Raw genomic sequence first — 12290 nt, 5'->3', positions numbered from 1 at the left:
CGCGAACGCCTCGGGGAGCGGCGAGCAGCTCGCCGTCGGCCGTCAGTTCGATCGTCCCGAGCTGCCGGCGGTCGCGTACGTTCAGGACCGCGAGCACTTCTGGCGCTGCCATGGTCTAAGTATCGCCCTCGGATTCCTCGGTCCGGTTCTGTGCACCACGGGCGCCGACGTGGATGGCTCCCCCAGCGTGGAGGCTGGTCAGAAGCGTCCAATCGGTGCTCGGGTCCAGCCATATCTGCCGGTCGGCGGGCCCTTCCGGTCGTGCCAGTGACCCGACCGGCTCGTAGAACGAAGTGATCAGTACGAGCGGAACGGGTGCATCCCATCGGGCCGGGCTCGGTGGGACGTCCCGGCGGCTGAGGATCACCGAGCGTTCCTCAGGGGTGCAGTCGTGCATTGCGTCGCCGACGGCGAGTTGCGCCTGCAGCCGGACCTGGACGTCGAGAGCCAGGCGGAACCGGGCCGCCGCGCGCTCGTCATCGTTCGCCGTCGCGGTGTAATCCGGAATGAGCATTCCGACCAGCTCGACGACCTCATCGGCGTAGCCCCGGCGAGTGCCGCCCGCATAGATCATCTCGTAGGTGTACGGATGACCGTCTGCCTTGGTCGGCGCGACCGGAGGGGCGCCCGCCGCGCTGGTGTTGCGAACGCTGACTGCCATCGGTAGAGGTCCCTTTTCGGATGTCGTCACGCCGCTAGATTCCACCGGGTAATGGCGAACAATGCCGTGGCCTGTTCCTTGTCGATCGCTCGGTGGAAGATGTCGTCCATCAGCCGGCGGAAGGACAGACTCTCCGCCGGTCCGACTTCTTGTGGCTGTTCGCGGCCCGCACTCAGCCTACGCTCCTCGAGATGGGCGCCCAGAGGGTCGCGCAGCCCGCCGTTGGGCGGCAGGAGGCCGTTCGCCTGCCGGAAGGCCGCCTCGGTGAGGGCCAACGACAGCTTGACCCTCGTCTGGATGACCGCCGGGTCGAAAGAGCCGTCCCACATGCGGAATTCGATGTGGTCGGTTTGCTTGCCCTCGTACATCCCGCTCATGTTGACGGCGAGGCCATGGCCGTCGTTCCCGCCGGCAAGGTCACCGATCGAGGTGTAGCCGGTCGCCAGCTGCTCGTTCGGTCGGCAGTACGCCACGCCACGGTGCCGGTAGGCATCCGGATTCTGGCCGAGCCTGAACAGCGTGTCCATGTAGGAGTCGGCCATCCGCATGACGCTGTGGTGGTTTTCGACGATGTGGTCGTAATCGTGGGTGCTTACATGGATATGTCCACCCGTCGAAAAATCGACCTTTCCGCCGTGCGACTTGACGATCTCGCACACCTTGGCGATGTTCTGCCAGGTCTCCGGCTCATCGAAGAGAATCGGTGACACGATCTCCCCGGCGACGCTGTCATCGAACTCGACCCGCCAGGTGTTCCCGGCGTCGCTGTAGCCCGTCTCCTTCGCCGCGTGGTAAGGGTGCACGTCGGTGCTCTGCGCCAGACCGTGCGCATGTAGGTCGCGAGCGATGGCGTGCAGCATCTCCGTGGAGTTGACCGTGGGCCCGCTGATCTCCAGTTCGAGGCCGAAGCCGCGACCGCCGTCACGGGCGCCCAGACCACCTGTGGCGTTCTCGTACAGGTAGGGGATCACCGGCTCGCCCCGCTCCGCGCGAGAGACGGCCCGCAGATAGTCCTCCCGGAACGCCTCGTGGTCCGCGGTGTAGGACACCTCGGGCTCATCCGGCCACCGTGCCCAGGCATCGACGCGTGCCTCCAGCGACCGGAGGCGTTCCATCGCGAGCTCCCGCTCGCTCTCCCTGCCGCCGTACCGCTTGAGAAGATCGACCTCCTCTTGGGCGCGGCGAAGCTCCGCGTCGGCTGAGAGCCGGGACTCCTGAACCGCGTCACGGGGATCGTGCGCCGGGGTGTCGGCCGAATGATCGCCTCGTACGTCGGACGTGGACCCCGAGGGATCCTCTGGCGCAGCGGTGGTCGTCGCGTCGGACGGACGGTCCGCCGGGGCGTGTGCACCGCTCCCCGGGTCCGAGGACTCCCGGTGCCGGTTCAGAACGTCGGCCAATTCGGCTCGGTCGGCCGCCCGTTCCGGCGCGTATCCGCGTGCCTGAGCGTCGGTGAAGAGGTGCGCGAGATCTCCGAGCGAATAGTCCAGGCCCACCTCCTCGGTCAGACGCGCCAACGGGTCGGCGGCGAAGGGTCGGGATCCGCGGTCCGAACCGACGATTCTCGCCATCTCGCCCAGCGCCCGCGCGGCGGAGTCCGACACGCCCTCGACGCCGTAGCGTTCGGCGATCCGGATGCCGTCCCACAACGGGTCCGTCGCGCGCAACCGATCGAAAGCCGCGATCAGCGCATCGCGATCGGCGGCCTCGGCCGGGCGGAATCCGTGATTCTCGGCCTCTTTGAACATCCGCATCAGACGGTCGGTCGAGTAGCCGAGACCGAGGTCGTCGGCCAGGCGCAGCAGCGGGTCGATGCCCTGCCGCCGGTCACCACGCAGCTGCGCGTCGGTGCCGATGATCTCGTCAATCCGCCCGAGCGTGCGGGCCGTGTCGCCGCCGACCTGCGGCATACCGAGATGCTCGGCGACCGACAATCCGTTCCAGAGGAGGGGGTCAGACTCGGCGAGCCTGTCAAGGACGGCCATGAACTCCTCATGGCCGGCAGCGCGCGCGGGTTCGAGACCCTGCCTCTCGGCTTCGACGAAGGCAGTGGCGAAGCGTTCGATCGAACGACCGCCACCGCCGGTCTGAGCGCCGAGGTCGGTCAGGGCGTCACCCGCTGAATAGCCGTCTCCGTCACGGTCCGATCGGTAGATCTCATCCATGTGACTCAGCGCACGCGCGACCGGGTCGCCGACAGCCGTGATCTTAAGACCGTCCGCGATCACCAATCCCTCCCACAAACGGGGATCGGACCGGCGATGCGTGTCCAGAGCGGCCAGCAGCGAGTCGTGGTCGGCGACCGTGGCGGGATCCAGACCATGCGCGCGTGCGTCATCGAACAGGCGCCCGAGGGGGCCGAGCGCGGTACCCATGCCCAAATCGTTGGACAAGGCGAGGAGAGGATCGTCATCCAGGCCGTACAGGAACGAACCTCGTTCCGAACCGAGGATCCCGTCCACCTGTGCCAGCGCTCGCAGGGCGGTGCCGCCGCTGTCACGGAGCGACGAGAGGAAGTCGAGTTCGTCGACTATGGCCATCCCGTCCCAGATGAACGGATCCGCCTCCCGGTGGCGGTTCAAGGCATCGACCAGCCCGGCGCGGTCAGCGGCGCCGGCAGGGTCGAACCCCTGCGCCTGCGCCTCGTCGAAAAGCCTCGTCAGGTGTCCCACGGCCAGCTCGTCCAGTCCCACGGACGTGGCGAGCTCCGCCACGGGATGCTGCATCGACGCGCCGTGCGCAGACGTCCCTGCGTCCGCCTCGAGAATGCGGTTCATCCGGGCCAGCGCTCGGAGTGAGGCATCGCTCGGATCGGAGACGAAACACTCCCGGGCGACCCGCCTTCCTTCTTCCAGCAGCCGTGCGTCCTCCCGGGATTCGCCTGGCGTCGGCTGCGTCTCGGTCGCGGGCCGAGCGGTCGGCTCGGACGACCGGCCGTCCTGGTCGGAGGAGTGCCGGCCGTCCTGGTCGGGAGAGCGCCGGTCATCCTGGTCCGGCCGGACGGCCGAGCCGTCACCGGCCGGGTCTTGGGGGCCCTCCGGCCTCGGCGGCGTCGCGGGTGTCGTCGGCCCGTCATCCCCAGGATCTCGATTCTCTCTGGGAGGTTCTGCGGCATCGTGGGCCGGGGCTCGGTCCGATTGGGCGACGGTCGGGAGGTGCTCGTCGGAGGCCAGTAGCGACGTCGTCCCTTTGGCGTTCGCCTCGATGTGCGCGAAGCGGCCCATCATGTCGTCGTACCAGTCTTCTCCGTGTCCGAGCCGTTCGAATTCCGGACGCAACGCTTCGAGTCGGCTTCTGATGAGCGCGACATCGCTTCTGCTCAGGTCATTGGGTTTCCACGCGTACTCGAATTGGAAACGGCCGACATGACTGATCTCAGAGACGTAATGCCCGGCGAACGAATTCCTGCTGGGATCAACGTGCGCGCCCCTGAAGGCATTATTGTGGTCGATTCCGACGACGTTTCCGTGCTCGTCGATGATCCAGTTGGCGTTGTGCCGATCGGCGTTTCCGATCAGGACATCGAGGAGGCCGAGGAGCCGGCCCCCTCGCGTGTTCTGATAGCCGAGGTGGTCCAACTGCGCGGGATGGACGGTGTCCGGATGCAGGATCAGGGCAAGGTCGCCCTCGACGTAGTCCATGTAAACGACACGGTCGCTCTCCCGATACACGACTGGCACGGGCGCATCGAGCGCGTTGCCGACGAGTGCACCGAGTTCCTCCGCGTCCGTCTCGATCTCCCAGCCGTCCTCGGTCACCTTGCGGATCGCCCTCGTACCGTCGTTGAAGGTGACGAGCTCGACACGCTCCGCTCGAGTCGCGTGGGTCTCCGTGGTGTCGGAGCGGCCGAGCAGAACGGTGCGCTTCGGATCGATGCCGGAGGCGACGCTCTGGGCGAGCTCGCGACGGCGCTGAGCATGCGGGTCCGTCCCGGCCGGGTGTTCACCGTGCGGGTCGGTGCCGGCCGGGTGTTCACCGTGCGGGTCCGTGTCGGCCGGGTGTTCACCGTGCTCCCGCGGCGCCCTGTTCTCGGATGCGCTCTGGTGCGGCTCTGCCGGGGGCTCGTGCGGCGCGTCCGGGCTTGGTCCGGCCTCTCGCGCCCCGCCGTCTTGGGAACCACCCGGCCTCGGCGGCGCGGCGGGTGCGGAAGGACCATCGCCCTCGGGGCCTCGGTTCTCCTTGGTCGGGTCCGCGGCGGAGTCGCCGGCCAGGGCGGTGTCCGATCGGGCATCGGTCGCGAGGTGGGACGGCGTCCCGTTCTCGGGTGCGTGTTGCGGATCGTGCTGCTCCGGCGGAGGCTCGTGTGACTGGGTGGGCTGCGGCTTATGCGGCTCCTCCGTGGCAGGCTGGTGCTGCGGTGCGCCGCTGTCCTCCGGCCGGCCCGGCGATGGCTCGTGGCCCGGCGATGGTTCGTGGCTCGGTGGAAGGGAGTGGCGGTCCTCGGGAACGAAGATCCGCCATGCGCCCTCTGGGGGGTAGGGCGTGAAAGGGCGCCCATCGGCGTCGACGGTCATCGGCCCGGAGACGTGGGCGGTGCCGTCCGTGTGGTACCAGACCTCCTTGTCCGGGGCTATGACGATGAGACCGGTCTCGTTGGCGATTTCCTGCGCCAGTCCATGCCGCTCCAGCCCACTCTCGCAGGCCCCTGCGCGAAGGATGAGCAGGCGGCCGTCCGCCGGTGGATCCGCGAGCTTGGGCTCGTGGCTGAGCAGCGTTGCGATGTCCTGACCGGTGAGCGATTCGTTGCCGACAAGGCCCTCTGATGGGCCTGCGTGCATGTCGAAGTGGAAGACACCATCGATCGGCGTGATTCCTTGGCAATCTTGGATGACTGAGTGGTAATAGTCGTCGCTCGGGTGGAAGTAAGCCACGCCGGCATCGGTGGGTTCACGGTATGTGTGAACCTGCTGCAGCCGCTCGTCCATGGGTCGCCGAGGAGCGTCGATGCCGGGATGCCCCACCGTGCCGGGCAGCGGAGAGCCGTCGGCCGGCAGCTCTGCGAGGAAGACGCGGTGGATCGGCCGCCAACCCTCACCACGCATCGGCAACGTGTAGTGCTCTTCGGCCAGCACGCGGAAGCGGGTTTCCGGGTGGAAGAACACTCGGTCTGTGATCACGGCACCACTGCGGGAGTGGACCACCAACTCGACGGGCTGTCCGTGGTCGGGGGTATGGGCGGCCCGTGCGTCCAGCATGCCGTGCATCGTCACTTCGGCGCCGGGGACCAACTCGGCCAGCCGGTCGGCCGGCAGCGATGTGTAGTGGTAGACCGTCTCTCGATCGGCGACCGGACAGGCGCTCAGTCCCTCACTCGCGGCCTGGGCCCACGCCTGCGCCTCGGCGCGTACCTGAGGGTCGTCGCTGGCCAGCGCCTCGTTCAGGCGGCGGACGCCATCATCGTCGAGGAGTCGCTCGACGGCGTCCTTCTGGTGCGGTGGAAGGTCTCCGAGGACATCGGAGCCGCCGTCGAGATCGTCCGCTCGGTGGTCACCGACCTCATCGGTACGGCCGGCGCCGTCGGTCGTGCCGGCAGGGTCCGGCTCGCCGGCCGGCGTCGACCGCCGCATGTCGGAGCCGTCGGCAGTGCGAGGCTCGTGGTCGGTGTGGCCTCCCGTCGCTTCCTTCGTCCGCTTGTCGTGGACGCCTTGCTCCTCGGTCGGGCGCTGATCCTGTTCCGGAGACGGCGTCGGGTCGTCGTCTCGGCCTCGTCGGAACATCCACCGGGGCCGGTTCGTCGTGGGCTGATCATGCCCTGTGGGCTCTCGCCCGGCGGCACCCTGATGCTCCGCCGTGGGCGTGCCGGCGGAGGGAGACTCGTGACCGGCGGTGTCGCCCTCGGGCAGATGGAGGGCCGGGCCCGCAGGCTCGTGTCGACCGGACAGGCGGTCGGTGGTCAGGTGGCCGGCCGGCGGCGCATGCCCGGAGCCACCGGTGTCCGGAGCCAGAATGGGCTCGAATTTGTTGAGCCGCTCGAGGACTTCGCCGCCTGAAGGCTCGGGCGGTTCCGGCGAGGAGCGCGAGAAGACCGCGTGCGCCCCTTCCGCGAAGCGCCGCATCCTCCGCCAGGCGCGCGATCCCCCTGAGCCGTTCTCGGATTCGGGGTGATCGCCGTCTTTGAAGTAGCGGTCGATGACCTCGCCGACGGCGCGTGCCAGAGGGCGTGGTTCAGGGCTGAGCCGGTATTCCGCGAACGCTTCCGCGACCATCTCGTGAGGGGTGGTGGCTCCATACTCGGATAGGGCCTTTGTGATGCGTCCGTGCAATATCCAGTCGTGCGGTTTGGTCAGCGTGTCGTCGTCCAAGCGGTACCGGAAGCGTCTACCGAGAACAGGCGATATGGCTGAGTTGAGCGCATCCAGGCCCCCGGCTCGGCGCAGCAGTTGCTCAAGGGCAACGTGTCCGATTTCATGGTAGACCGTGTGTGCACTATGACCGGTGGATGCATGGTTCCGGAGGAGGGCGTCGAGGATTTCGATGCGTGCCTTGCTGTAATTCTGTAGTTTTTTCGGATTGAAGTGCATCGTATGCGACGCGGAGCCTGAGGCGTCGGTATGGGTGCGGGTGAGGGCGTAGGAATTGCCCAGATGTATTGGGCTGTCCGTGCCAAAATACTTTATGGCCCGCAGTAGTACCGGATAATCTCTAGCCAAAACCTGGAGACTGGAATTCAGATCATCTACGTACTTAGGGTCGATGAATTCCGTTGGGTGTGTGGAATCTCCCAGTTCGCCGGTGTAGTCGACGAGCGGTACGTCCTGACTGCCTCGGGGGTCGCCTTCCGGTCGCGTGCCCTGATCAAACCGCTGCTCGCCGACTTGATTCACTATCTGCTGGCCGCGCTTCTGCGCTTCGAGCAAGGCTTCGCGGCGGGAGCGGTGCTCCTCGGTGCCGACCTGTGCCGTCGTCGAACGCCGGGGGTCGGTGTTCGGGGCCTCCGAACGCTGCGGCTCCCCTGGGGCGGAACCGTCGGTGGTCACCGTGTGGGAGTCCTGGCGTGGTGCCGACGAACGCTCCGCTGGCGGCTCGGCGCCAGAGCGCGGTGCCTCCTGCGTTACGCGGTCGGCGGTGGCGAGCGTGGAGGGATCCTCGACACCGCGTGCGGGTACGTCTTTTCCCTGCTCGACGGGTACGTCTTCGTGTTCGGTTGTACGGAGGTCGGGCGCATCGTGGCCGGCCTGCTCAGGCCGGCCAGTCAGGTGTTCGGAGGCGACGTGGCCGGCCGGCGGCTCGTGGCCGGAGCCGCCGGTGTCCGGAGCCAGAATGGGCTCCGTTCCGGTGGCGTGCTCTGCGAGATGGTCGAGCCGTTCGAGGACCTCGTTGTAGAACCGGTCGGGCCGGCCGGGATTGTCCGCCTCCCCGTACCATTCGAAGTCTGAGCGCATTTCGGTGACGGCACGCCGAATGAAGTGAACGTCCTGCTGACTGAGTGGATTGTCGATATAGGTCGGATCCAGAGTTCCGTTGTATTCGACGAAATCGTGGGCGAACCGGTTTCCCCTGGCGTTCACTCCGGGAGCGAAGAAGATACTTTCGAAATCGATCTTGCCCATCCGGCCTTGAGCATCGTTCTTGATGATGTTGCCGGGCTGGTAGTCCGAATCGCCGAGCAGGATGGCGTGTATCCCGATGACTCGTCCGTCTCTGCTCTTGACGTACGGGTCGACGAAATATTTGGATGTCGCGCCAGTGATGCCAAGGTCGTCCCCGGAGAATCCTTCCAGGGGCGTCATCACGATGGACTTGTCGCCGTCCATTATTACTTCAGAGAAGTATCCCCCCAGCTTCCTACCGAGCTTGGCGGAGATGTATTCTGCGCGCGCTGCGGCGCGGTGTGACACGCTCTTTTCGATGACTATCCGGCCGTCGTTGTACGTGACGAGCCTTACTCCTCTGTTCTCCGACCGGCGAGGTTCCTTCAGCCACCGGCACTCGGACTTCTTCTCGCCGGTCGCCCTGCTTCGCGCGAGCGATTCCGGGGTCAGTGGCGTGTGATCGACGCTGGCGGTGTGCGTTCCGGAGACCGGGGGCGGGTCGACGGGGGCCGCATGAGTGTCGGACGGGGTGTGGTCCGCTGCGGGGCCATGGTCAGAGGACGGCGCGTCTTTCGGAACGGCCGGATCGGCGCCGTGCCCAGGCGGATCCGAAGGGATCGGGTCTCCCGCCATGTCCGTATGGGAGGCGGGCGCAGGCGGCTCGGCGGTGGTCCCTGGCCGATTCTCTCCACCCGGCGGCACCTCGGCGGGATGCTCGCCGCGTGGCGTCTCCGCGGGCGGGCCCGACCGGTCGTGCGCGCCCTCGGCGGGAGGGACGTCCTCGACCCGCGGTCCGTGCTCCGGCGGATTGAGGATGTCGCTGATCGACTTGCCCGCCGTCGGCGTGTGGACCTCGGATGTGATGGGCGCCGAGGCATCACCGGGCCCGTGTTCCGCAAGGAGGGTCGGGTCGGGATCCGCGTGCTCCGGGACGGATCGGGCGGCAGGCTCTCGGGGCGGGGCGTTCTCTCCATCGTGCGCGGAGCCCGTGGCCGGCGGGTCGGGTTCCGGGCTGCGTCCCCCTGGCTCCTCAGGTCGGTCGGTGGCGCCGTCATGCGGCTGCTGGTGCGGCTGTGAGAGGTGATCTCCCAAGTCGCCAAAGAGTGGATCGGTCCCTGTGGCGTGTTCCCCGAGCTCGTCCACCCGGTCCATCGCCTTGTTGTACCAGTCCGGTCGGCCGAGTCTTTCGAACTCCGGGCGCAGACCTTCGAGCGCCTGGCGCACGAAGGCGACGTCGGAATGGGTGAGCGGATTATCGATCATCCGGTAGCCGCCCAGCCCGCTGGGTTCGGCGAATTTCTGGACGAAGAGGTTATCGGCCGGATTGACGCCCATCGGGTCGAAGGTCAATGCGTGATCGATCCCCACGACGTTGCCGTCAGGCCCGATCAGGAAGTTGTCTTTCCGGTCGCCGTTCCCGACGATCAGGTCCAGGAGCCCGAGTCGGCGGCCCTCCGGGCTGTCCCAGTACGGCAGATCCGGGCGGTACTCGTAGTCGCGGTGCACCTCTCGGATCGGCTTGCCGTCCACGTAATCCATGTAGATCGTGCGATTGCCGTCGGTGATCGCCCGTGGCACCGGCGCGCCGAGCGCCTGTCCGAGCTTGGACGTGAGCAGCTCGCCATGCAGGTCTTCCGGCGTACGGACTACCTTTTCGACGACCTGCCGACCGTCCGCGCAGGTGAGGAGCTTGACCGATACTGCTTCGTTGCCGCCACTGAGTTCCAGTTCATGCACCGGCCCCGACTCGAAGCTTTTCCGCAGAGACTCCGGTGTAAGCGGTGAATGACCCTGCGGGGACCGCGCTTCCGGCGGTTGGTCACCGAATGTATCGATCCTGGGGGAGCCGCCGACGGCCTCGGCCCGGCCGCCGTCGGCCGCGCCATGCGCCGGAGGAGGAGCGGCACCCGATGCGCGGGGGTCCGTCGGCACGCCGACGACGCCCGTTTCGCGGACCTCGGGGCGTGGAGCGGTGTTCGCCGACGGGGCCGGCTCGCCGCGGTCGCCGCGTGGCGTTACGGGCTCGGCCGGGCGAGGCTGTCCCGCGGCCTGACCGGCAGGGCGGTCGTCGGTGGCGTAAGGGGCGGGTTTCGCCCGGTCGGTGGGAGCCGCGGTGGACGGAGGGCCGGACTCGGCTGGCCGGGGCTGGCCGCCGGTGGGCCCCTCGCCGGGTTTCGTACCGCTACCGCTCTCGCCTGGCCGGGTGCCGCCAGGTCCCTCGCCTGGTCTGGTGCCGCTGGTGTTTTCGCCCGGCTTGGTGGCGGTGGGTCCTTCGCCGGGTCTGGTGCTGTTGCCGTTTTCGCCCGGCCGGGTGCCTTGCCCGGACCCGGGGCGGGTGTCACCGGGGCGGGGGCCGTTACCCGCCGGGTCCTCGGGGTGGCCGGAGGTGGTGCCGGGCCGGGGCTCGGTCCGGCCGTTCAGCGCCTCGGCGATGCTGGGGCGTGTCGAACCGCTGGGGCGGGCGGTGCCGCCTGGTGCGGTCTCGCCGGGTCGTGGCGGGATCACGGCCGGGCCGGGTTGGCCTTGTGTCGCCTGTCCGCGGTCGGAACCGCTGGTGCCGCTGAGGTCACCGCCGGTGTGTCCGGTGTTGCCGCCAGGGATCGGCCTGTCCTGCCCGCCCGTGAGCGGTGTGTCGGGCACCTGGCCCGTACCACCGCCGGTGGTGGGGGTTTCATGGCTGCCGGCGAGTGCGGTGCCATGCGGGCCGCCGCTACCGGTCCCGCCGGTGCCGGTCGTGCCGCCGGAGGGCAGGGTGTGACCGCCATTCCCGGCACCGTCCCCGCCTGACGCGCCCAGGTTCGGGCGGCCCCCACCGCCGCCAGGAGGAGGGGGCGGATTGTTGTCGTCGTGTTTGATGCCCCCACCCTGGGGATTCTGCGGGTCCGGCGACGACCCGCCACCGGGCGGTGGTGACCCGCCATCGCCACCGCCGAACCGGCCCGCCACATGCTGACCGAGCTCTTTGGCGCCCCCCAGCCCGGCCATGCCGAACCCGAACGCGGCGGCTTGTCCGAAGTTCATGTGGTCCGGGTCGAAGATCGCCTGACCCGCCAGGTTCCCCGCCGTGCCCGTCGTGCCGGCGAACCCGAACCGCGCACCGACGCCCTTCATCCCCGGCGCGGCCATCCAGTCGGCCAGCTTGGTCGTCAGCGGGTTGCTCTGGCGAGCGACCGCCCGGCCCGCAAGACCCATCACCCCGCCGGCGACCGCGCCCATCCCCACCGACTTGCCGAACTCGCCCCAGTTCCAGTCCTTCTGAACGCCCTCATGGATCCGCGCGTACTGCCCGGCGGCGTCCATTCCCGCCCCGAACCAGGCACCCACCACCGCACCGCTCAGCACCTGATGCTGGCCCGCCCACACCGCAACCCGCTGAAGGAACGTCTTCAGCGCGAACCCTTCGGCTTCGGACGCGCCGATCGCGGCCGCCTCCGAGGCACCCGCCGTGATCCAGGACCAGGCGAACCCCATCAACATCGTGATCACAACGAACGCACACGACAGCTCGAACTGCAGCCGCGCCGCCCGCTTCTGCGCCTGAAGCGACTCCACCCACGAGGCCAGGTCCCGCAACGACTGTTCGAGGAACCGCAGGCCCCCGGCCTCGCCCCCGCCCGACAGCGCTTGGGCGAAGGTCTTGAACTTATCGGTCGCCTCCCCGGCGTTGGCGCTGGTCACGGCCCCGGCGTGGCCGTCCAACTCCCCAGCCGTCGTCCCGAACGTATCCGCGCACGTGGTGAGCGCCGCCTGCATCTTGGCCAGGCCACCCATGCTGCCGTCCGGCCACTGGCACCCGCCGATCAGCATTTCCAGGAAGAACAGGCCTTCTTGGACGATTTCCGGCATCTGATCGACATCACCCACCGGCCGATTGAAATCAGCCTCCGGCCGCGAATACGGATTCTTATCCGCCACCGCATCGTGATCCGCACCCACCGGAACGTCCCCACCCACCGTGGACGCCGACTCGGCCACCTTGTAACGGTGACCGGCCACCACCAACATCCCCCCGGTCGCCCGCACCAAATTCACCGCATCCGCAAGCGCATCCAAACACCCATCCCGCGCCGCACCAAACCCCGCAGAACCCTCAGAAC

Annotated in this window: 2 protein-coding genes; both read right to left on the bottom strand. The window is 68.2% G+C overall.

Annotated features, from left to right (window positions below):
• Positions 1-115 precede the first annotated feature (115 nt).
• Complete coding sequence (locus tag ABEA24_RS53095) at positions 116-661, bottom strand: hypothetical protein (protein WP_345444657.1); 546 nt, start codon at positions 659-661, stop codon at positions 116-118.
• Between the two features lie 26 nt (positions 662-687).
• Positions 688-12246: a hypothetical protein gene (locus tag ABEA24_RS53090; RefSeq protein ID WP_345444655.1), complete on the bottom strand. Its 11559-nt coding sequence runs from the start codon at positions 12244-12246 to the stop codon at positions 688-690.
• Positions 12247-12290 lie beyond the last annotated feature (44 nt).

Source organism: Actinoallomurus vinaceus (assembly GCF_039542055.1).
Classification (GTDB): Bacteria; Actinomycetota; Actinomycetes; order Streptosporangiales; family Streptosporangiaceae; genus Actinoallomurus; species Actinoallomurus vinaceus.
This window is presented reverse-complemented; position numbering and strand designations above follow the sequence as displayed.

Coding starts and splice junctions, on each gene's coding strand:
- ABEA24_RS53095 (WP_345444657.1), bottom strand. CDS start 661: ATGGCAGTCAGCGTTCGCAACACCAGCGCGGCGGGCGCCCCTCCGGTC.